Origin of the sequence: Psychromonas sp. SA13A (assembly GCF_011378715.1) — a bacterium.
GTDB lineage: Bacteria > Pseudomonadota > Gammaproteobacteria > Enterobacterales > Psychromonadaceae > Psychromonas.
Genome location: NZ_WTKU01000003.1, coordinates 281,228 through 303,757, shown reverse-complemented (window position 1 = coordinate 303,757; position 22,530 = coordinate 281,228). Strand labels below are relative to the sequence as shown.

17 protein-coding genes are annotated in these 22,530 nt (G+C 36.3%); 3 read left to right on the top strand and 14 right to left on the bottom strand.

Features of this window, described 5'->3' with window-relative positions; all coding sequences use genetic code 11:
- Window positions 1–148: 148 nt before the first annotated feature.
- From GQR44_RS05335 to rbr, 5 genes are all read right to left on the bottom strand, one after another.
- The gene (locus GQR44_RS05335) at window positions 149–1,798 is read right to left on the bottom strand and encodes a GTPase (RefSeq protein ID WP_166369994.1); all 1,650 of its coding nucleotides are present in this window, start codon (window positions 1,796–1,798) and stop codon (window positions 149–151) included.
- A complete protein-coding gene (locus GQR44_RS05330; RefSeq protein ID WP_166369992.1) occupies window positions 1,785–2,882 on the bottom strand; it encodes a GTPase in 1,098 nt (365 codons plus the stop codon). The genes GQR44_RS05335 and GQR44_RS05330 overlap by 14 nt, the downstream gene beginning before the upstream one ends.
- A 419-nt stretch (window positions 2,883–3,301) precedes the next feature.
- Entirely contained in the window at window positions 3,302–3,943 is a 642-nt protein-coding gene (locus tag GQR44_RS05325) for an RpiB/LacA/LacB family sugar-phosphate isomerase (RefSeq protein ID WP_166369990.1), read from the bottom strand.
- 599 nt (window positions 3,944–4,542) lie between these two features.
- Entirely contained in the window at window positions 4,543–5,682 is a 1,140-nt protein-coding gene (locus GQR44_RS05320; protein ID WP_166369988.1) for a TerD family protein, read from the bottom strand.
- A gap of 151 nt (window positions 5,683–5,833) precedes the next feature.
- Window positions 5,834–6,412: a rubrerythrin gene (rbr, locus tag GQR44_RS05315; protein ID WP_166369986.1), complete on the bottom strand. Its 579-nt coding sequence runs from the start codon at window positions 6,410–6,412 to the stop codon at window positions 5,834–5,836.
- A gap of 537 nt (window positions 6,413–6,949) precedes the next feature.
- Between rbr and GQR44_RS05310 the strand changes: the two genes are divergently transcribed.
- The 3 genes from GQR44_RS05310 to GQR44_RS05300 all read left to right on the top strand — a co-directional run bounded on the left by GQR44_RS05310 (window position 6,950) and on the right by GQR44_RS05300 (window position 10,506).
- The gene (locus tag GQR44_RS05310) at window positions 6,950–8,401 is read left to right on the top strand and encodes a glyceraldehyde-3-phosphate dehydrogenase (protein ID WP_240923565.1); all 1,452 of its coding nucleotides are present in this window, start codon (window positions 6,950–6,952) and stop codon (window positions 8,399–8,401) included.
- Window positions 8,402–8,840: 439 nt separating this feature from the next.
- Complete coding sequence (locus GQR44_RS05305) at window positions 8,841–9,266, top strand: DUF4174 domain-containing protein (protein ID WP_166369982.1); 426 nt, start codon at window positions 8,841–8,843, stop codon at window positions 9,264–9,266.
- Between the two features lie 76 nt (window positions 9,267–9,342).
- On the top strand, window positions 9,343–10,506 hold the full coding sequence (locus tag GQR44_RS05300) for an alpha/beta fold hydrolase (protein WP_205962967.1): 1,164 nt from the start codon (window positions 9,343–9,345) through the stop codon (window positions 10,504–10,506).
- Between the two features lie 224 nt (window positions 10,507–10,730).
- Here the strand turns inward: GQR44_RS05300 and GQR44_RS05295 are convergent, their stop codons facing one another.
- The 9 genes from GQR44_RS05295 to GQR44_RS05255 form a co-directional block, all read right to left on the bottom strand.
- Window positions 10,731–11,186 (bottom strand): TerB family tellurite resistance protein, encoded by a 456-nt coding sequence (locus tag GQR44_RS05295; RefSeq protein ID WP_166369980.1) that lies wholly within the window; start codon window positions 11,184–11,186, stop codon window positions 10,731–10,733.
- A 64-nt stretch (window positions 11,187–11,250) separates the two neighbouring features.
- The gene (locus GQR44_RS05290; protein ID WP_166369978.1) at window positions 11,251–11,868 is read right to left on the bottom strand and encodes an HAD-IB family phosphatase; all 618 of its coding nucleotides are present in this window, start codon (window positions 11,866–11,868) and stop codon (window positions 11,251–11,253) included.
- On the bottom strand, window positions 11,865–12,953 hold the full coding sequence (locus GQR44_RS05285) for a cysteine protease StiP family protein (RefSeq protein ID WP_166369976.1): 1,089 nt from the start codon (window positions 12,951–12,953) through the stop codon (window positions 11,865–11,867). Before GQR44_RS05285 ends, GQR44_RS05290 begins: the two co-directional genes overlap by 4 nt.
- A 4-nt stretch (window positions 12,954–12,957) precedes the next feature.
- Window positions 12,958–13,737: an HAD hydrolase family protein gene (locus GQR44_RS05280; protein WP_166369974.1), complete on the bottom strand. Its 780-nt coding sequence runs from the start codon at window positions 13,735–13,737 to the stop codon at window positions 12,958–12,960.
- On the bottom strand, window positions 13,716–14,786 hold the full coding sequence (locus tag GQR44_RS05275; protein ID WP_166369972.1) for a phosphoribosyltransferase domain-containing protein: 1,071 nt from the start codon (window positions 14,784–14,786) through the stop codon (window positions 13,716–13,718). The genes GQR44_RS05280 and GQR44_RS05275 overlap by 22 nt, the downstream gene beginning before the upstream one ends.
- 281 nt (window positions 14,787–15,067) lie before the next feature.
- Window positions 15,068–16,144 carry a sodium:calcium antiporter gene (locus GQR44_RS05270; RefSeq protein WP_240923564.1) on the bottom strand — a complete coding sequence of 359 codons (1,077 nt, stop codon included), beginning with the start codon at window positions 16,142–16,144 and terminating at the stop codon, window positions 15,068–15,070.
- Between the two features lie 582 nt (window positions 16,145–16,726).
- Entirely contained in the window at window positions 16,727–17,332 is a 606-nt protein-coding gene (locus tag GQR44_RS05265) for a TerD family protein (protein ID WP_166369968.1), read from the bottom strand.
- 80 nt (window positions 17,333–17,412) lie between these two features.
- Window positions 17,413–17,988 carry a TerD family protein gene (locus tag GQR44_RS05260; RefSeq protein WP_028869612.1) on the bottom strand — a complete coding sequence of 192 codons (576 nt, stop codon included), beginning with the start codon at window positions 17,986–17,988 and terminating at the stop codon, window positions 17,413–17,415.
- A gap of 1,120 nt (window positions 17,989–19,108) precedes the next feature.
- The gene (locus GQR44_RS05255) at window positions 19,109–22,507 is read right to left on the bottom strand and encodes an EAL domain-containing protein (RefSeq protein WP_166369966.1); all 3,399 of its coding nucleotides are present in this window, start codon (window positions 22,505–22,507) and stop codon (window positions 19,109–19,111) included.
- Window positions 22,508–22,530: the final 23 nt, after the last annotated feature.

Below are 22,530 nucleotides of genomic sequence, written 5' to 3'. Positions count from 1 at the left end.
GGATAAAAGTGATAATTTTTTTTTAGTTCCTGTAAATAATCCTGTGACCCAGTAAATCATTCACTGGGCTTTCTGATACTCAACGCATTGAAGGCTAATATTTTCACATTGATTAATAGATAAGGCTGATTTCAGGTGGGGTCAAAAGTTATGGTTTTTTCTTTAACTTTTTAACCACTATTTCATTTAACTTTGGCGCAGCGGCTCTTAACAAATTAGGATAAAGTTTTTTGCCGCTATGCAGTACACGGTCAAACTGTTTTTTGATACCAATGCCTTTACCTATTGCTTCTCGTCTTTGCCTATTACGCTGTACATTATTTGCATTTTCAATCTCTGCTTGCAGTGTGTTTTTTAGACTTTCTATACCAAAGTGTGGTTTATTCGGGCTGATCGACAGCGCAATCATTATATCAGGCATTAATAGGGTTTGATTATAATCCATCGCTTGCTTAATGATCTTCGCTTTGGCAGCCTTTGCTTCAACTAAGTTCGGTTGTATTAAATCATAGGGAGGTTGCCAATCGTCAATTGGTTTAAGCCTATCAACTTGGTTAACTATCCCAACCACCGTCGCTTTTTTACTAGAGATATGTTTTACATCATCGTAATAGGCATCAAATTTAGTTTTAAGGTTTTTATCCAATGCACGAGCAGGCTGGTCAGCTTTTAACATCCAAAGAATAAGATCCGCACTGGTCATTTCAGCAAGCATACTTTGTTCTGTTTTAGGCTTACCATCTAAGCCCTGTAAGTCGATTAGCCGAATATCAATGTCATCCAAGCTTGCTTGATAAGCAATCGTGCCATCGGTGCAAGGTAATACATCCACTTCGGCCATTAATTGCTCTTTTAGTACATTAATAACCGACGACTTGCCTGCATTGGTTTGCCCAACAATAACAATACGTATTGGCTCTAAATCAGCAGCCATTCGCTGAACATCTTGCGTCGCAATATCAGAAGCGGTAACACTGCCCTGCTCAAAGCTAAAACGGCCACTGTATAAATCAATCGCAACCGAGACCACTTCATCTAATAAAGCTTGTTTGGCTTGAATCTGAATATTTTCAAATAAACCTTGAGTCATGCCCGAGGTAGATTGATCTTTGAGCAGGTCAGTAGCAAATTTAGCAGGATTTAAATATAAGTTTTTTGCATAATTGGCCCAAATAGCCACTTTAATCGCTTTTTGACCTACTTCACCATATTGCTCATACGCTTTATAGCCACTTGTTAAATGAGAAATTTTCACCAACTCTATGGCAGGAATATACTCCTTAACCACTAATTGATAGCGCCGACTTATTTCTTCTAATAACTGCAAACCTTCGGGAATTGAAAAATCTAACCCTTTTTTATCAAACGCCTGTGCAACAAAGTTCATCAGCTGATAGGCAACTTTATCCAGTTCTCGCCACTCTGTATCAGCACTTAATAATTGGCGAGCTTGGATCTTCGACTGCTCCCAGATTACCACTTCATGCGTCGACCAATCGTGATTAACCTTAACCAAACTATCATCAACCTGCGTGCTATTTTCATTGAGCTTTTTTTGCTGCTCTTGAAGACGACGTTTATCTTGATGACGATTAGTTAGCCATAAAGGCAAACTGATCAGCAGCGTGCTAACGGCAATACAAATAGATAAAATCAGCAGATAATCGTATTGGATAGCCAGAAATAAGCCAAATCCCACCATCATCAACACAGGTAAAATAGCCGATACGACAGCAATCCCCCAACGGCCACCGGATAACTGCGATAATAGTAAAAAGAGTTGTTTAATTTTTTTCATATCCTGCCGCCGCCTTGCCTTTTTTAAGGGCATTTTTATATAAATCTTGCATCACCTGTTCAGATATCAGCTCACCTTTACTCTTATGGTAAAAGTAATAACAGGCAACACGGCCTAATCCATAGGTTGTAGCAAAGCTCATCGATGCAGCCGCTGCGGCACCAATCGTTTGTCCATACACGGGAATTAATTTAATAAGCTGTCTTGCGCCCAGCTTCGCAGAATACTGTAAGGCAAAACTACTGCCTAATGAGCCAGTTAGTTCTGTAAATGTGCGTTTATTCCACATCACACCATATTGATTCGCCAAACTATGTAACATCTTCGCCTGAATAGCCGGCACAGTCACCAAACCAAGACCTGGAATTAAATCACTAGCGGCAGCACTACCGGAATACCACAGCACTTCTTTTTGCACTTGATTAAAGTTTGCATTTTCAATATCAGAATGTGCTTTATCTTCCACTAGCAAACCTAAAATAGGCAGTATTTTTGTTACTTCTGAAATCAATAATTGCTCATTATAAACACCATCTTCAGCAGCCTCAAAATCTACGCTGACCGAGTTAAAAGGTTTGCCCCAACTCTCGCGCACTTGCATTTCATTAAATGCAATTTGCCGTTCTCTATCCGCTTCATTAGTTAATAAAACTGCACTATGGATCAACAATAAATGTTCAATATTTTTATTTTTTTTAATCTGCTTCAAAGCATCCAACACTGCGCTTTGTTCTGGCTCATCAACTTTCATCACCACCACAATCGCATTGCCTGACTTACTGATCTCTTTTATATCCTCACTCGCATCGTAATCCGCTTCACCTAAACCGCGTGTATCTAAAAATCGCATCACTGCTTTTTGCTGCGGAAAATCATAAACTTGTGCAGTCATGGTGCAAGGTTCAAAACCGTTACCCACTTCTATCGACGACAGCCCTGTTAACGCTTGAATAAAAGAAGATTTACCCGCCCCTGTTTTACCTAGTAACCACAACGTTGGTAAATACTCATGCTGAACTTGTTGCGCTTGGCTGAGATCAGGATTTTTACTGGGGTTAATAAACTCTTTTATTTGTTCAAACATATCAGCAGATCCCTGACTAAGTGACACTAACTAGATTAAAGTAACATTGATAAATTAAAGCTATCTTGTGTGACTAGAATAACCTGAGTAGAAAGGAGTGGCTAGAGGTGTTAATACTAATTACTCCCTTATTAAGAGCAATGTTCTTATTTTATAAATTTTAAAGATGAATAACGATGGCGATTATTACTTAACCTCAATTCTGGTTAATGAAAGCGGAATTGAAGTTAGTTAAAATCATAAAATTATATTTTTTGGCTATACAGTGCCGTTAGTTTTGCGTAGTTCAAGGCGAATAATAGTTATATGAATAGTTATATGAATAGTTATATAGGCGCCCTATCTAACTAGGCACCTTATAAAGCTACGTAAAAGTTAATTAATAAGCTACGGAGCCTGCAACTATTCAAACACCGCAGCTAAGCAAGAAGAGATTGTACGTATTCTTTAATCTCGGCATTCTGACAATTATCGAAAAAGCATTGTTGAAAACGTTCGCTCGATACTGCCGTTTTAACCAGTGTTTGATCAATAGCACGTAATGTATCTAAATAGTTTTCTTTAACAATGGCGGCCTTAACGTCATTTAAAATGCTTGCATTACTTTGTTGCGGTGCTGCACGCTCTAAAGGATAACCTTGGCCACGCTCGCCCGTAGTAAATGCTTTTTCAAAGATATAACGTACATTTAGCTCAGCGCCCCAGCCGTAACCTTTTGCAAAAGCCAAAGCCAGCGCATTGCCATTATTGATTTGATTAAATAGAAAAGCATCGGACGGGTCTAAGCAATAACCACATACCACTCCAGGGTGTATGTTTAATGACATCATAGCACCTTGACCAGTACCACAACCGGCAACAACAAAATCAACGGCTTTAGCATTGAGTAAAAGACTGGCCATAATACCAAGGTGGATATACGTTAAATGATGATCATTTTCATCGCTCATTCCAACATTATAAACAGGATAATCAAGCGGCCCGACTACTGTATTTAATTCATTTAAAATGGTCGCATTTTTACCTGCTTGACTATTTTCCATCATTAACGCTATTTTCATATTTTACTCCTGTGCTGTTCGCCGTTCATTTTGGTCGTGAATATTGTCACTAAGGTTTAATAAGGCCGAATTCATTTGTTGTATTTGCTCATTTTTAAACAGAAAATGATTGTTTACATCAAAATACATTACATACTTATTACCTCAATACTTACCTCAACCTTTATCCCTGCGAACGTTAATTAAATGTTTCTAGCTTCGGTACAATTTAGGGGACGGTTTAATTACCATCTAGTTACGATTTAGATCGTAAAGATTAATAGCTTAAATATACATACAAATGGAACTCACATCAATAAATTTTAAAACGATGTTTTATTTATTAAAATCCTCTATTGTTAATATTGCTAATACATTTGGTGATACAGAAAGTATTCAATAAAGATGCAGGGCGTTAAAGCGAAGAAGTTGCAAATAAAGTTTTGAGATTAGAGATTAACCTTAATAGAAAGGATAGAAAAAATAAGCGACTAATTTCCTGTAGCCATAGTGACTTTATTTGAGCGTAAAAATATTACCTCACAAATTTTTAAAAAGTAACGTTAGCCAAAAAACGACACTGAATAACTAACGCTTCTCATTGATTTACAATGCTAAATTTACTTACGCCCTTCGGTCCAAGTAAATCCCCAACCAAAGTGTTGATCACAATCTTTATGACCATCAAATAATTTATTTAACTGCTCAACCTGCACCTTGCCATTGGTGACCTTTATTTCTGCAATGGCACAAAATCGTTTTGATTTACTTTTTTCGGTAAGTTTTGACTCGATCGGTGCCATATCAGGTACATGTATTGTTACCTGTGCATTGGCTTTTTCCCAGTTCGGTGAACCTTCATAGATAAAAGCAAAAATGATTATCCGTTTAACATCTTGAATTTTATCGCCATTAATATGCAACCACTCACCATCGACACTTTTCCCCGTTCGGTCATCGGCTAACAGTTCTACATAGGGTGTAAATTCAAGGCGTTTACCTAGCGCTTGTACTAACGCCTTTTGCCCATTATTAAGCTCTACAAAAGCCCCTAAATCTAAGTCGATAGCTGAGCTAAAGAAGCCTCCTGATGCCTGTGTCCAATTCAAATTCGCTTTAATTAATCCTAACGTGCCGGCACGCTTGGTTAAATCCACTTTGGGTTGTGCTTTTGTTAAACTGATTTTGCTCAAATTAACCCTAGCAGGTTCATTCGGTCTTGAAGATGTACTAGCTACATGTTCTGCAGAAGCCTCAGCTAATGTTGGTTCTGTCTGTGCTTCATTTGCACCTGGCTTTTCTAATTCCACGCCAAAGTGTTCTGCTAGTGGCGCCAAGCCACCATTAAAACCTTGCGCAACAAACCTCACTTTCCATTGCTCATTACGCTTATACAGCTCTAATAATATCAGTGCTTTTTCAGAGCGATCTAAAGTATCAACAACACTGTTAAATTGAGCTGTCCTTAACTCAATATTGTTCCCCCAAGATGCTGCATTCTCTATCGTCGCTGTAATAGCAAGCTTTTCGATACGGCTAGGAATTTTATCAAGATTAAATTCAATGGTCTGATTAACAATTTTAACGCCTGCGCAAGGAGAAGTCGGTAGACCATAAAAAATCATATCCTCATCAACAGCAATTTTTGCAGTTGCATCCAGTAAAAATATCGATACGTCTATAGATTCCGCTAAGTTATGCGTTAATGTAAAGGCATGTTGAGTCAGCTGTTGGTTGCCACCTATCGGTAAATTTGTCACCTTCAATTCCTTCTAATAATGTCTCATAGGTTGGATCTTAAGAAGAAAATTAGTTGAAAAAATGCTCTGAATTAGATCTGATAGTAATCGCCAAACCACTATCAATCAGCAAATTGGAGCATGAATAAAGATAATAGTCTGCTATGTTCGTTTACCAGTTTTCACCTAATAATTCAAAATGAGCTTGTGGGTGAAGGCATGCTGGACATAATTTAGGTGCTTCTTTTGCTTCATGGAGGTAGCCACAGTTTCTACAGCGCCAAACAACGACACCATCCCTTTTAAATACTCGACCCGCTTCAAGATTATCAGCTAGATCATTAAATCGTTTTTCATGCTGTTTTTCTGAAACTGAAATGGCAGTAAACGCAGCAGCAATCTGACCAAAACCTTCCTCTTTAGCTATTTTTGCAAAGGCTGGATACATATCGCCCCATTCATGTTCTTCACCTGCTGCAGCTTTTTTTAGGTTTTCAAATGTATGACCGATACCCCCACTAGAAATAGTCTCAGTTATCTCAACTTTATTGCCTTCAAGAAAACTAAAAAATCTTTCTGCATGTTCTTTTTCTTGATGCGCTGTTTCTTCAAATATAGATGATATCTGAACTAACCCTTCTTTTTTAGCTACACTGGCAAAAAAAGTATATTCATTTCTTGCACGTGATTCATTTGCAAATGCAATCAGTAAGTTTTTTTCTGTTTGTGTACCTTTAATGCTTTTGGACATTACGATCTTCTCCAGTTAAATGATTGAAATTTATTCTTATATACCGAAGAAAATAAAAGATTAAGACTTTGCAAGGTAAAATAAACCCTCACTGTGTTACTAGTTTGATATTGAATAACCAGCTATTTAGCATCAAGAAGTCAGCTAAAGATGTTCAACACCATCCTGTTGTTTTTTGCGAAGTTCGAATTGCTCTATCTAGAAAGGGGGACATGAAAGTGCAATATAATTACTTCGTTTATTCCTTTGGCGTAACAGATATTATTTCTAAGGTACTTATTTATTTTAAACCTTATGGATTAATTGTCACTTAAAATATTGATAATTAAATTATAAATAACATAATAAATTCTTTAACAATATAACCTATCTCATTTAACTCTTTTAACATCTCCGCGATCTCATTTTTCATAACGCATTCAAGCTTTTACTTTGTCAACGCGAGTCAAACGAGCATAATCTAGGCCTCATTTTTAGGGATCGAGCAACGCTCTATTCCTTTGCAGAAATATATTATTATAAATGAAAGGTAAACGCATGAACCAAGTTATTTCTAATACCTGTATGCAAGATTGGTCGGATCGCGAGTCGACAGTAGAAACCATGATTCCGATGATTGGTGCTTTGTACCGTAAAAAGAACATTGTTACCTCTGTATACGGTCGTCCTATTATAAATCGTTCTGTTATTGACTTATTAAAAGCGCATCGCTTTGTTCGTCATATGGAAGACCAAGAACTTTCTGTATTAGAAACCTTTCCTATCATTAATGCGATGATGTCGATGGATCTAGATCGCGCTCACGTTGATGTAGGTAAGCTTGCAGTTAAATTCCGTAATCAAGAAAATACAACAGATCTTGAGACGTTCTTGAATGAAGAGCTTAAAGGCGCACTTGGTCAAAATAGTCCTGCAACAAAAGAAAATCGTGATGTGGTACTTTATGGTTTTGGTCGTATTGGGCGTTTATTAGCTCGTCTTATTATTGAAAGATCTGGTGGCGGTAATGGTTTACGCTTACGTGCGATTGTAGTTCGTAAAGGTAAAGGAAGTGACCTTGAAAAACGTGCAAGTCTATTACGTCGAGATTCTATCCATGGCTCTTTTCGAGGTACTATCTCGATAGACAAAGAAAAAAATGCGATTATTGCTAACGGTAATTATATTCAAGTTATCTATTCAGATGCACCTGAAAATGCTGATTACGAAGCCTACGGTATTGAAAATGCTTTAGTAATTGATAATACAGGCATCTGGCGTGATCAAGCAGGCCTAGAACGTCACTTGCAAGCTAAAGGTGCTTCGAGAGTATTATTGACGGCTCCAGGTAAGGGAGATATCAAAAACGTTGTTTACGGTATTAATAATGACGTTATTGAAGAGTCGGATACTATATTATCTGCCGCTTCGTGTACAACTAATGCAATCACACCTGTATTAAAAGTAATTGATAATGAATATGGCATTATTAATGGCCACGTGGAAACTATTCACTCTTACACTAACGATCAAAATTTAATTGATAACTATCATGAAGGTGACCGACGCGGCCGTGCTGCTGCATTGAATATGGTTATTACTGAAACAGGTGCGGCTTCAGCCGTTGCAAAAGCATTTCCTGAAATGAAAGGGTTATTAACGGGTAACTCAATTCGTGTCCCTACCCCTAATGTATCTATGGCCATCTTATCTTTGAACCTAAAGAGTGATGTGACTACAGAAGGAGTTAATGACTTCCTTCGTAAAATGTCTTTGTATTCTTCAGTACAGAAGCAAATTGATTGGGTTAACTCTTCAGAGGTGGTATCCACCGATTTCGTGGGTAACTCTCACGCTGGTATCGTCGATGCGCAAGCGACAATCACTAGTGATAAACGTGTTAATTTATATGTTTGGTATGATAACGAGTTTGGTTATAGCCACCAGGTTATTCGTATTGCACAGCAAATGTGCGGGGTGTTTTACCCAATGTATCCTGTTGTAAAATAGCACTTAAAACGATCAAAACCATAAACCGGCCACATGTTATTAGACTGAACACTAATGTTTTAGTGTTATCAATGAAATATGTGGCTATTACCGAATTTTGTTTCCCAAACAAATACACTTGAGTTTACAGTTTTACAATGTTTCCTCTTTTGAATGCTCTCTAAAAGCTACTCTGCGCCCATCATCAAATATTTAATAGCATGTCACCTTTCTTCTACTTTAGCACTACATATTGACTACCTAGCAGCAAGCATCTCGCTGAATGTATCGAGCCAAATGACTTTACCAAATGACTTTCTCAATGACCTTCTCTTTGATCTAATAACGCTTTCAATACGTATTTATAAACACAACAAGATCTAACAACAGCTAACAAGTTTTTCAGGATTGTTAACTTTGCTTAATATGCCAATCTAGATTACTGATCAGGGAATAAAATATGAAATACATTATTTGTTTTTTTATCATCAGTTTGTCTATTCAGGCCAAGGAGTTAGCGATGCTAACAGACCTTTCCGATCTAAGATGGGAAAATAGAGTAATTGTCGTTAATACCGTCAATGATAAAGACAGTATATCGAAAATATTTGAGCAACATGAAACTGAGCTTAATGAGCGCGATATTGTTTGGTTTATCATGCAAAACAACACAGTAAGCAGTAACTTCAGCGGGAATATTACTGACAACTTTGTGTCTAACATGATTCAAAATTACAAAATAAATTCTCAGCTAGAGCAAGGAAACGTCATGTTGATTGGTAAAGACGGAGGTATAAAATGGGCAGCTAAACGTCTCAATTTAGCAGCCATATTTTCAAAAATTGACTCGATGCCAATGCGTCAAGTTGAGATGCGCCCTAAATAAGTTAAGTACAAATAAGTTAAGCGAAAAAAATTACTTTGTTTTTCATTACACATTCATTTTTTAATAGGACTTTATCGTGACTTCATCTTTGTATCGTATTGCTTTTATTAGTGCCATTGCGCTTTTAACGGCCTGTAGCCAATCTAAGACAGACCCTAATTATGTCGCTTCAGCATCATTACCTAGTTACTCCCAAGATAATTTTCAACAGTATGTTAATGAAACTAAACAATGGTTATCTCAACATCGTGTATTTAAAACAGATAATATTGAAAAAGAGCTACAAGCGAATGCACCCTTTGAGCTAATTCCTGAAAACCCAAATGGCGATGCAGTATTATTGGTACATGGTTTAGGTGACTCCCCCTATTCCTTTATGGATGTGGCACAACATCTCGCTGCACAGGGTTATCTTGTTAGAACGGTATTATTACCCGGACATGGCAGTAAAGTCGGAGATTTAATGTTACCGACATTAGAAGATTGGCAAAATGTAGTAAGCCATCATATTGCGTTATTAAAACCAAAGGCCAACAAACTGTGGCTTGGCGGTTATTCTACAGGTGCAAATTTAGTCACATCAGAGGCATTAAATGATGATAGCATCGAAGGGCTATTACTATTTTCACCCGCCTTTAAACCAGAATCTTCGGTAGTGAAATGGGCTAAAGTTGCTAGTTATGTCATGACATGGGCGGACCGAGATCCTGAGACCAATTATACGCGCTATAACTCTTTGCCAATGAATGGCGCTGCTGTTTATTACGATACAGTAAAAGTTGTGCAACATGATTTAGAAAATACGACCTACAACAAACCCGTTTTTATGATGATAAGTGAAGGTGATAGTGTTATTGACACCAAATTTCCCACCACCGTGTTTCAAAAACAATTCACCAATAAAAATAATCAGCTGATATGGCAAGGTGAGCGTGATTTATCCATTGAAAAAACGACAAGATTCACTATGCAACGTCCCGATTTACACATTGTTAATGGCTCTCACATGGGATTATTATTTTCACCTAATAACGCCGAATATGGTCAACAAGCAGCGATTAGAATATGCAATAACGGGCAAAGTAAAGAACAAGAAAAAGCCTGTGAACTAGGTGATGAGGTATGGTTTTCTTCTTACGGTTCAAGAGAGGAAGGAAAAACCCTGGCACGCTTAACTTACAACCCCTATTTTGAACAAAGCATGGAAAAATTAGATGCGATGATGAACGGTGAATGGTGAATGGTGAATTATAAAGTTAACTGGATAGCTTGTTGCTAACGTCTATTTTAGAAGTTGTTTTAAAAGTTGTTTTAAACAAAGTTATTAGCATTTTAGATAAAATCTGCTTATAAAAAAGGCTGAAATATTTAGTGAAAGGTTTCAGCCTTTTATGACTACTAGTCATTGATTAGTTTAGCAGTCATTGGTCAGTTGAGCGTTAATGACTGCATATCAATTGATGATTATAAATCGAATTCAGATGGGGCAATACCCACTGCATTACAAGCTTCTTTAATGACTTGTTTTTCATCAGCATCAAACTCGCCATCAGCACCACCAATAATGATACCTAATTGAATACAAGCACGTGCTTGTTCTGGCTTACCTTTTAATGCACCTAGTGCTTGAATCGCTTCAATTTTACCAAAGTCGTAATCTGCTTCTAATTTGTTACAAAAGAAATCAAATTTTTCTTTTAGGTCAGAAGGCGAAAACACTTTTAGCGTTTCATTAGCCATAATAAAACCGGCTGTTTTTTTACGCTCGTCTGCATCGATATCACCATCAGCAGCAGCTACTAATGCACAGATTGCCATTGACGCATCAGCAAATTTTTTATTTTTAAATTGACCCACGTTTTTTTGTAAATTTTCATTGGCCTCATTTAATTTTTCTTTAATATTATTCCAAAAACTCATTTTTACTTCTCCAAATTAAAATTAAACTAAACCAGTGATAGGTTTAGCATTAAGCGTATTAATATCAATTCCCTACAAAGGGATCTAATTTACCGTTTTCTACAAAAAACTTATGTTGAGCAAGGTCTAACATCGGGATGTCCACAGGTAAGTTACCATAGGATGCCTCTACACAATAGTCTAAAGCATCTTCTTCAATGGTTAAATTAAAGCGACGTACTTTTTCTTCTAATTGGCACTCAGGCCCGATTTCTCCAGTTAATTTTCCATTTTCAGATTCAAGCAATGTTCCGATCACACGCGCTACCGGCCACTTTAATTGTGCCACGATGCCTTCGATAAAAGGTTGTGGTGAAGCAGTGATGATCCAAACTTCAACGCCTTTTTCATGAAGGTCATACATCTGCTGTACCACTTCTTTGATTTGTGAGAGTTTTGCCGCACTCACTAACCCCGCTTGATAAACTTGTTCAGCATCCCTGCCCTCTAATGATTTTTTATAAAGGCGGTGTTTAATTAAAGATCTGAGCTGTCCTCGATAGACGCGAAGATCCCAAAAAAGTGCGAATAAATAAAAAAATAATGGTTTTCTACCTAACAAATACTTAAACAAATAACTCAGGGAGTTTTCATGTACTAAGGTCTCATCAAAATCAAATAGGGCAACTTTTTTTGTATTCATATGACATCTTTAATTAATGCGCATGCCCCAAAAGGCATCGCTGGAAAAGTGATTATGCTAATTTCTTTTTCATTAGCAATACGTAATAAATGCTTTATATCAGGGTTATTCGTGTCATTCACAATTAACAAATCAGGTACTCTACGCAGCATGACACGGGTGGCTTCTGCAATACCTGGTTTAATACGATTGATGTCACTGACATTGAATTTTTGCATTAGCTCAGAGATTGCTTGCTGTGTTTGTTGATGACGTAATTGGCGTTGCTCAGGACTTATCAACTCTGCCCTTTGATATTCTTTTTCTACAAAACATGCTGAAATTTCTTCAATAAACCAATTTGAATAATCATAATCCTCTAGGTGCTGATAAGAAATACAGCCATGAAAATCGGTTTCACCAATTTGATCATTGATCACAGAGCGACTTATTAACCCACTCACGGTCGAATTCATGAGTGCGCTAGGGATAGTATAATCACGTAACGTCACTGAAAAATCCGCTGTACCGCCAATATCAGAAATAACGTAGAGTTGTGCACCAATATTTACTTGTCGACGGTTATTATATTCAACAATGGCTTGTTTTAATTCTCTTGTGATCACGCCTTTTGCAGTCCAGCCATCAATAAACACTATACTTTCAGATGGTATTTTTAGGTCATAAATGAGGTAATCAAGCGCATTAACGTCAATGCCTTTATCACGCACAATACTGATCGAAAAATGTTGAGCATTGACGTTCGCATATTGATTAATTGCTTTATTCACCAATACACCAATAGGCGTGCCTGCACGCACTAAAGACACAATACAAACATCCTGTTGAATATTGTCTTCTATTAAATAGGCCAGCTGTAGAATTTCATTGGCTAACTGTTGTTTATACTGAGCAGTCAGCGAAAGAAATAATTGTTCATATTCAGTAGTGGGTTTTGATTCTTGACTGACCATTTGCGAATAATGCAATTGCCCTGTTTGAATCAACCTTTCTTTATCTTCCACGGTATAAAAATTAGGCTGTATTTGTTTTAATAAAAACTGGCAATCTTGTTTTGAATAACTGCCTAATAATGGCTCTTTCATTATTTTATTCCTGCTTAAAAATTTGTGCTTGTTGCGGAACAATTAAAAAATCGGAGTCCTGCATAAAAGGCAAATCACTGTGACTATCACCCATTGCAAAAACCGTATCCAACTCACCTACGTTCATCATTTTTTTTAAGAAATCAACGGCTACTTTTTTGCGTGCGTAGGGAGGTAATATGGCAAAGTTACGACCATTAGCGTGTAAAAACATCTCTTTAGGTAAGGTAGATTCTAAATAGTCATTCACTTGTACTATTTTTTTAACATCTGCATAATCTTTACTTATCTTTAAGCAAAGATAAGTGCTAATGCCATGGTCGATAATCAATCTAACCCGCACACCACTATTGATCACTTCAAAGTAATGAGATAATTTTTCATACAATTCAACTAATTTATTATGCCATAGTTGTAGGCTAAATTGCTGTTCTAAAAACACTTTCCATTCATCTAACAGTTGATGTTTATTATCTAAAATAACTGCCCCATGTGAAACAATGGCGTAATCAGTATTGGTAATTGCAGGTAACTTACAATTCAAAAAAGAGCTACTTCTTCGCCCTGTAACAGGAATAATGATCGCATTTGATTTGATCATTACGTTTAATAATTTTTGTTGTTGTACTGAAGAATAAGCATAGGGTTGACCGTTCACGCCCACCGTAGAAGGGATCATATGTTCACTAACTTGCCCTTTTACACTCGCAAATAATGTATCGTCTAAGTCAGTAAATACAAATAAGCGATCATTGTTTTTGGTTAAGACTTCCATGGGTGACATTTAACTCCATCGGCAAATTCTAACCCTTCGTACTGGTGCTCACTGACCACAAATACTGATTTATTTTCAGGAAAATAATTATACAAATAATGTTCCGCGGTATTAGATTCGGTTTCAATTTTATATTGGTTTTGAATCACTTCACAGGGTAAAATAGGTGAACGATTAATTGATTGAAATACTACATCTACCCCACTTTCTTCTAATTTCTCCGCCAATAAAAAGGGAATATATTGGTGCTCTCCATCGGCGATAACAATGGTGCTATTTGCAGATTTTATTTCATTCAATTCGCTAACGTAGGGCATTGCTAATCCTCGTCTACCAACGGCAGAAGAAGCCTTTGAAGTGCTTAATTTTGTATCTGCATGTTGCGGTAATTGCGGCTTAAATTCTGGATTTTTTTCAATACTAAGGTCAGCATCAACTAAGGATACATAACGAATCGGTAAGCCTATATCTGCGCTATTAATTAAACTTTTTTGACCACCTAAATTAATGATTGAAGTCACGATCACTTCTTCTAAACAGGGTAGATAATCAATCAAGTTGTTAAGTAATTGTTTAATGGTTTTTCCAGTGGTGATTTCGTCATCAACCAGGATCAATCTTTTTACCTGAGTAATGGCGGGTAATAACTCGTCTTTAGGCTGGTAAAAAAGATGGCTAACGGCATGACTGTGAGCCTCATCAATACTAAACCACAATTTAGCATCTATTTTTTGTCTAGTCGTATGCTGGAAGTAAACTTTATTTTGTCTTTTGGATAAGCTGTCTGCAACACCTGCTCCTAATCCCGTTGCCGCTTCAGCTAAACTAACCACATAACTGCTTGCACCGGGTTTAATTTGGTCGACAAGTTGCTCATAAGTTTCACGCATGATCTTAGGAGCCGTAGGCGTATATCGACCAATTAACTTATTAATAATAATAAAATGTCTTTTAGGGTTCTGTCTGCAAGCAAATGACAAAATGTTATCTAAACATTCTCTGTCATTATCGGTCTTTAAGGAGATATCTCCCGCTGCAGTTGTATAAGTATGTTTCATATTAACCATTAAATTATATTTAAACGTTTAAAAATTATAGTCATCACCATCGTACCGCCTCTGCGTGGACTAAGACAGTCATATATTGCTATTTATCAAGCATTTGTGATGAATAAAATACACATAAAAAAGCTATTCCTTGTAAGGTTATGCAATTTTAAAGTCTACTCAATGATATCTCATCGCCTATTGCTTAACTGTATTTTCAGCGTAAATTTATTACAACTCAATAAAAAAAGGCTTATTCAAGAATAAGCCTTTTTTGCGAGCATTAAGTACTTTTATTGAATAACAAAGTACATTGCAGCCGCCCAAATACCGAACATTGCTAATAAGAAGTATGCAACGCCTTTGGTTACTTTCTTATGTTTAAACAATAAGCTTGCTGCTACTGCGCCAGTGATGGCAACAATTGACCAACGTAAAATAGTCAAGTTAGCATCTTGCTCTAATGGTAATGAATCAACACCATTAATAAGGAACCATGCTAATAATGGTAATGCAAAGGCAACCGTGGTATCAAAAGTATTTGACGCTAATGGGTTAGCAACTGCATCTTCATATTCGCCTTTTTGAGCATCTTTAACCGATAGGATTAAATCAGGAATAGAAGACGCTGCAGCACCAAATATTAAGCCAGCAAAAAACTCAGGAACACCTAATACTGTCGCACTACCTAATACACCTTCAACCAGCACATGTGATGCGCCTGAAATGATTAAAATAGCGAGTATTAAAACAACGAGGGAACTGATTAAAGTGAAACTTTTATTTGAAAATAACAATGCATTGAAGTTAAAAGTAAATAAGTTACCGATCACGCCTTTATCTTCGATTTCTTCATATTCATACTCTTCATCATCTTCACTGTATTTTTTAGAGTCGTAATATAAATGAGCTCCGTAACCTACATAGATAAGGTTAAGAATAATCGCCATCCAGATAGTGAAATGATCAAAGCCTAAACACACGATCAATGCAATTTCTGCCGCTAACACCCAAAAAACGTCTCTTATCAAAGTACGCTTATCAAGTTCAATATGATCAACTTTTTTGCCGCTTTCATCTTTTGCCATTAGGATAGACAAAGCGGGGATCACACAACCATTAAAAATAGCAGATCCCGCTGTTACACCTAAAGCAACCATCACTAATGATGGATCGTCGAACCAAAACAAACAAGCAATAACAACAAACATCTCTGGCATGCTTGAACCGATAGCATTAACCGTTGCGCCTTTTATACCGGGTGCGAAATTACGGCCTAAGTAACCAGCTGCTTGTTCAAACGTATCACAGGCATATTTAAGTAAATAGCATGAAATAATGATATAAAAAAACGGTAATATTGTATCCAAGATACTCTCCAAATTAATAAGCTACTTGTATGCCGTAGCTTGTGGCTAATAAACTAATTTTTATTGCTGTCTAATAATACCAATCACTTATTTAAGGCAATCAGTACAATTTCCATTAACCGCACTTTATCAATAGTGATATTAACCACTATAAATATAAATGCAGGGTTTGGAGTTAAATCAGACAAGTTATGTTCAACCTATTGCGATTAACTTACTTCTATCATTAACAGTTCTATAACTAGCAGTTCTGTTACTAACAGCCATACAATTAACGCTTTAGATTTATTTCTTACTTTGTTTTATATTTAGTCACCAATCTGTGAGTCAGTTTTAATCAACCTGTAAACAGTTTATTAAATTCCTTTCTCTCGATAAGCCCTTGCCTCACCCTTTCAAGCTAAGTGTTTGCTAATAGCAAGACAGGCTGCATCGAATATTGTTTGATGACTAAATTGTTCTATTTTACATTGGTACTGTTGCATTGGTATTGTTAAATTAGTACTGCTAAATGTTTACTGTTAAATTGGCACAGTTTGATTGTTACAGCTGCTTTACCAAAGTTACATCATCACTTAAAATCTAAAGATAACCACCTGCAACAGTTTTAATTGTACCTTCTAGGCCTTTATCTGCAGTTGTTTCACCAATCGCAGAGAACTTCCAGCTACCATTATGCTTGTAAAGTTTACCAAGTACCATAGAAACAGAGCCTGCAAACTGTGGATCATTAGCAATATCATATACGGCATGAACAGAATCAACGCGACTCGGTGTACCTTCATACAAACGGATAGAAGCAAAAGGGATAGTTTTGAAATCGTTACCGCTGAATGAGTTAAGTACAAAAACAACTTGCTCTGCATTAGCTGGTAACTGCGGAAGATTCACGCTAATGATTTCATTATCTAAGCCATCATCACCGTCTAAATCACCTTCTAGGTCATCACCAGAATGTTTAATACCCGTACTAGTTAGTTTACCAAAGTAGACAACATCTAATGTTTTTCCGCTAGCATCAAAAACAGCACAGCTCGCATCTAAATCAACAGCAACTTTTTTCTCGCCGCCAAAAAAACCTTTCTTAGTGATCGCACCCCAGTTAACGCCTACACAGATATTCGTTAAGCCAGTACCGTTACTCTTCTCAAGGCTGATTTTTTGGCCTTTTTGTAATGAAATTGCCATTTAATACTCCACATTGTTATTCAAAAAATAAAGATTGGCGAACACTGTCAGCCAACCTTTTATTAAAACTTGATCAAATACTAAACTTGTACGCCGTATTGACGAGCTAGAGGACCTAAACCACCTTCAAAACCTTGTCCAATCGCTTTAAATTTCCACGCGCCATTATGTAGATATAACTCACCGAAAATTAATGCAGTTTCAATAGAATAATCTTCAGATAAGTCGTAACGTGCTACTTCTTCATTTGAAGCTTGATTTACGATACGAATAAAGGCATTTGATACTTGACCAAAGTTTTGTTTTCTTGCTTCAGCTTCATGAATAGTCACTGCGATAACAATTTTTGATACATCTGCAGGTACTAAGCTTAGATCAACTTTAACGGCTTCATCATCGCCTTCGCCTTCACCCGTAAGATTGTCACCCGTGTGCTCAACCGATTTACATTCAGACATTAAGTTATTAAAGAATATAAAGCCTTTATCTGATTTAACTTTACCATCAGCCGTTAGTAGAAACACAGAAGCATCTAAGTCGAAATCTGCGCCATCAGTCGCTCTAGAATCCCAACCTAACCCTAATAAACATTTGGTCATACCAGGAGCAACTTTCTCTAAAGAAACATTTCCACCTTTTTGTAACGAAACAGCCATATTAATTCTCCACTTAATAAAAGTTTATTTTAACATTATAGATACCGATAAAGTATCAATACTCAATATACTATAGGGGCAAAAAAATTAACATGATAGAAACCTAACTTTTATAAAAAGTGAGACCTAAAAAAAGTTAATTCTCATTTATAATCAACATATTACTGATTATAAAATCAACTATCCCATCTAGCATAAACACTACTTTATAGAGGGTTTTAAAATACGCTTTGATTAATTAAATCATTCAAAGTTTGATGCATTTCTTAACTCTCTTTCCACCATTAAAAATGAAAAATAACTAGCGATAATATTCAATCATTTCCCTCTTTAAACAAACTTATATCAAGTCTATAAAAAGGTCGTATTTTGGCCTTTTAACTCACGCCGATATCGCCGTTACTTAGTCACTTTAATTAGTGTGTTAACTTGAACAATTAGTTCCATTTAACCATTAACTCTTCACCCAGATACTATTTATTCTTTGTGATTAATAATCAAATTAAAGCTCACATGAAATTAAACTTCAAAATAATCCTAGGCATATTATGTCGAAACAATAACATTAAAACAATCTATTTAAAACACTATTTTGAAAGTCATACTTTTTAACCCTATTGTTTAAGCAATTTCTATTGTTAGTTTAAACTCAACTACTCCTTTATCTCATCGTTAACAAATCTACCGTTTCCTAGGCGTTAGTTAATAGAGAAAAAATTGATTACTATCATTAGATGGTGACTTAATTACAAAAAGCAAGGTAGCAATCAATTTTAGTCACCAAAAATATTTAACTGACGTGTTCTACAGACAAAAATATAGACATTAAGTAGACAAAAGTTAGTTGGCAAGTACCTCAATATTATTGTCGCCACCATTAGGGTATTTAATTAGCGGCGAATGTAAGGACTCGCAATATAACGAACTTCTTATATAAGGGTTCGCGAATGTAAAAGCATGCTGAGAGTGACAAACACCCGTTTGAAGGGAGAGCAGAAAATAGTCGTAAACAATCAACAACGGCAGTATCAAACGAATCATCGTATGCTGACAGTAAGTTATGTAGAGTATAAATTTAATAATTTAAGCCAGTGGCTTACCCACAAAGTAAATAAAGCTTTTATTTAATAGTTGTTACCGCCCGTTGTTGCAATAACAGCTCGACTTGTGCAGCGGGGCAAGGTTTATAAAAGTAATAACCTTGAATTTCATGGCACCCTAGTTGCTTAATAAATTCATATTGCTCGACGGTTTCAACACCTTCAGCAATAATTTTTAAATTTAAACTGCTAGCAATTAAGACCATGCCTTGAATAACAGCCTTATTTTTTGGGTTATTGACCGCATCTTTAACAAACGTTCTATCTATTTTAATCGTATCAATGGGGTAAAGGTTGATACAGTTAAGTGATGAATAACCCGTACCAAAATCATCTAAAGCAATACTCAACCCATAGTCTTTAAAGCCCTGTAAAATAGTTAATGCTAGTTGTTCATTTTCAATCAAAGCATTTTCAGTAATTTCTATTTGAATATCTTTAGGGTCAACATGATGCGCTTTCATTATCTGTATGTAAGTATTCAATAATTTTTCATTTCGTAATTGCAGTGCCGATAAATTTATTGATAAGCGGATATTTTGATGGCCATTTTTACGCCAATAGCCATATTGTCTACATCCCTCTTCAAAGATTAACTCATCAACTTGCCCAATTAACCCTAGCTCTTCAGCCAGTGGAATAAAATTATTGGGCGCAATAATTTCCTGCTCTTTATTTTGTATTCTAACCAGTGCTTCAAAACCGACAATGTTTCCGGTATTAACCGAAACTTGAGGTTGATAATATAAAATAAATTGCTGCTTTAAGATCGCTTCACGTAATATATCTTCGTATTTATTGCGTAGAATATTCTTTTGCTCTAAAAATTTATCATAAAAAACATAACCATTACGTCCTTGGGATTTTGCTTGATACATTGCATTATCCCCACTCTGCAGCAATGTTTGTACATCATCACCATCATTGGGATACAAGCTAACCCCTAAACTCAAGGTACTGTAAATAGGTTTATCATTAATCAAAATAGGTGCTTTTATATGCTTAAAGATAGATACGACGGCCTCGACTACATTTTCTTCACTCTGTATATCGGGCACGATGATAACAAATTCATCACCACCTAATCGCGCCAATATATGATCTTTAGAAAGGGCCTCTTGTAAACGTTGCGTTAATTGCACAAGTAATAAATCACCTCCTTCATGTCCAAGTGTATCGTTAACATGTTTAAAGTAGTCGACGTCGATACATATAATCGCACATTTTTTATTCTCAACTCGGCAATGCTCAATCACTTCAGTGAGTTTATGTTGAAATAACTTACGATTTGGCAAACCAGTTAAAATATCTAAATTTGCTAAGTTTTTAATTTTCTCGGCTTGTAGTTTTTTTTCTGTTACATCTTCAAATAGCCCACGATAACCAGTAAATACCTGATTAATAAAAATAGGTTTAGCTGAAATTAACAAACAAATAACATTGCCATTGTGATGTCGATACCAACATTCAAAATCAATTATCACCTCATGACTATGCATTCTATTGATAAAACACCCTTCTTTTCCGACATTAAATTCATTAATTTTTTTATTCATCAATAATGCAGGTGGATAACCAATGATCTCGCTCGTTGAGTTGGAACAATACGTAAACTCATTATTTTTATCGGTTTCCCATAACCAATTAGATGAGCTATGTGCTATCTCACTAAACCGTATTTGTTCTTTCTTTAAATCTTGAATCAAAATTTCATTTTTTAATGCAGCACTAATAATAGCGCGCAAATTCTCAAACGCAGTGCCTTTACGGTTACTTAAATTCAAGGTCATAAAACCCAATGCTTTTTTCCTAAAAGACAGTGGAAAAACCATCAATGTAAAACGATCTTGATAATGTATTAGACCATCCGGCAATAATTTCTTGGCAAGAAATTCTTTATTCTCGATTTGCATAAATTGGTTATTACGAACAGATACAATGTTAGTAGCGTAAAGAGGTTCGCTATTTAGCTCGTTAAATAAAGAGATGTGTAGCTCCGATAAATTTAAAATATCAACGGCATATTCTTTTATTCGTGTTAAATCAAATGAGGAGTTGAGGTTATTAACGATGGTTCTAAAATAATTCAAATAATACTCAGCTTCAAAGCGCTGAAAATTAATCGCCACTTTCTCAATTTTATTTTTTAAAGAGATCAATTGTCCTATAAAACCAACCAATCCATGTGCATCTTTGTCCTGTTCTAAATATTGTAATGCGCTAAACTGTATTCGGTCAGTCAATTCAAGCCATAAAATAATTTCTTCCGTTTTCACCGACTCTTGTAAGTAGCTTTGTAGTATTTTTAAAAAGCCATCAAAATCTTTTTCATGAACCGCCTGTTGGTATAAATGAATCACTGAGGCAACATCATCGCGAATAATACCTCCCTTATAAGGGACCACCTTAGACTCAAAATAATCCAGAATGCCTTTAAAAATCAGATCATTATTCTTTATATCCCCTAATGCTTTGGTCAGATCGCACTGCTCTTTATTGGATCTAAAATGAGCCTCAGGTAAACACCCACATGATTGTCTTATCACTAATGATGTGGGGACATAAATATCAACTCGTTGTGATTTACCTTCAATTTGATCAATAAGTGCCTGAGCAGCAACGCTACCAAGTTCAAAGAGCGGTTCTTGTATACTAGTTAAAGCAGGGGAAGCAAAGGCACCTTCTAATGTATCCATCGACCCTATCACTGCTATTTCTTCGGGAACAGAAATACCTCGCTCCTTGCAGGCGTCGATAACCCCGAGGGCTTGGTTATCATTTACTGCAATCACAACTTCAACGGGTTTACCCACTTGATCTAAGAAATTTTCAAAGGAGATCTTTGCAGCCAAGCGATTTAAATCAGCATATAAAACAGCATCTTGATCAAAGGGAAGCTGATGCTTAATTAACATTTCTTTGTATATTTCGGTTCGACTATTTGAAGAAGCGTGGTGCTTAGGGCCTCTCATTAAAAGAATATGACGATACTGATGTTTGACATAAAAGTGTTCAAATAACTGTTCAAAACCAATTGCATAATCGGTAATGACGTTGCTGTGCCCTTGCACATAACTACCGATATTGACCGTGGGTACTGTTGAAAACCGATTGATCAGTTTTTGACTAGAGTGATCATCTAAAAAACGTAAGTGAGAACTAAAGGGGCCAATCACCCCCGCAATTAAGTCCATATCAACAAGCCCAAAAACACGGTCTCGCACTAATGATAAAGGGTCTGTAGAATTAACCGCGCCACCACAATAACCGATCACGTTATAATCATTTTTCTCTGCCACATGAGCCGCGCCACGCATAATTCCCTCTTGGTATGCTGAGGACATTGAACCGACTAACACTGCAATAGTAGCGCGACCATTTTTTAAAACATATTGCTCATTAGCGGAGGGATTATGCATAGACTTACTTCCTTAGTTTAAGG

Excerpts from the sequence above, each read along its gene's own strand:
- GQR44_RS05305 (WP_166369982.1), top strand. The coding sequence starts at position 8,841 with ATGAAATACATTATTTGTTTTTTTATCATCAGTTTGTCTATTCAGGCC.
- GQR44_RS05310 (WP_240923565.1), top strand. The coding sequence starts at position 6,950 with ATGAACCAAGTTATTTCTAATACCTGTATGCAAGATTGGTCGGATCGC.
- GQR44_RS05285 (WP_166369976.1), bottom strand. The coding sequence starts at position 12,953 with ATGAAAGAGCCATTATTAGGCAGTTATTCAAAACAAGATTGCCAGTTT.
- GQR44_RS05295 (WP_166369980.1), bottom strand. The coding sequence starts at position 11,186 with ATGAGTTTTTGGAATAATATTAAAGAAAAATTAAATGAGGCCAATGAA.
- GQR44_RS05260 (WP_028869612.1), bottom strand. The coding sequence starts at position 17,988 with ATGGCTGTTTCGTTACAAAAAGGTGGAAATGTTTCTTTAGAGAAAGTT.
- GQR44_RS05330 (WP_166369992.1), bottom strand. The coding sequence starts at position 2,882 with ATGTTTGAACAAATAAAAGAGTTTATTAACCCCAGTAAAAATCCTGAT.
- GQR44_RS05255 (WP_166369966.1), bottom strand. The coding sequence starts at position 22,507 with ATGCATAATCCCTCCGCTAATGAGCAATATGTTTTAAAAAATGGTCGC.
- GQR44_RS05275 (WP_166369972.1), bottom strand. The coding sequence starts at position 14,786 with ATGAAACATACTTATACAACTGCAGCGGGAGATATCTCCTTAAAGACC.
- GQR44_RS05335 (WP_166369994.1), bottom strand. The coding sequence starts at position 1,798 with ATGAAAAAAATTAAACAACTCTTTTTACTATTATCGCAGTTATCCGGT.
- GQR44_RS05325 (WP_166369990.1), bottom strand. The coding sequence starts at position 3,943 with ATGAAAATAGCGTTAATGATGGAAAATAGTCAAGCAGGTAAAAATGCG.
- rbr (WP_166369986.1), bottom strand. The coding sequence starts at position 6,412 with ATGTCCAAAAGCATTAAAGGTACACAAACAGAAAAAAACTTACTGATT.
- GQR44_RS05265 (WP_166369968.1), bottom strand. The coding sequence starts at position 17,332 with ATGGCAATTTCATTACAAAAAGGCCAAAAAATCAGCCTTGAGAAGAGT.
- GQR44_RS05290 (WP_166369978.1), bottom strand. The coding sequence starts at position 11,868 with ATGAATACAAAAAAAGTTGCCCTATTTGATTTTGATGAGACCTTAGTA.
- GQR44_RS05280 (WP_166369974.1), bottom strand. The coding sequence starts at position 13,737 with ATGTCACCCATGGAAGTCTTAACCAAAAACAATGATCGCTTATTTGTA.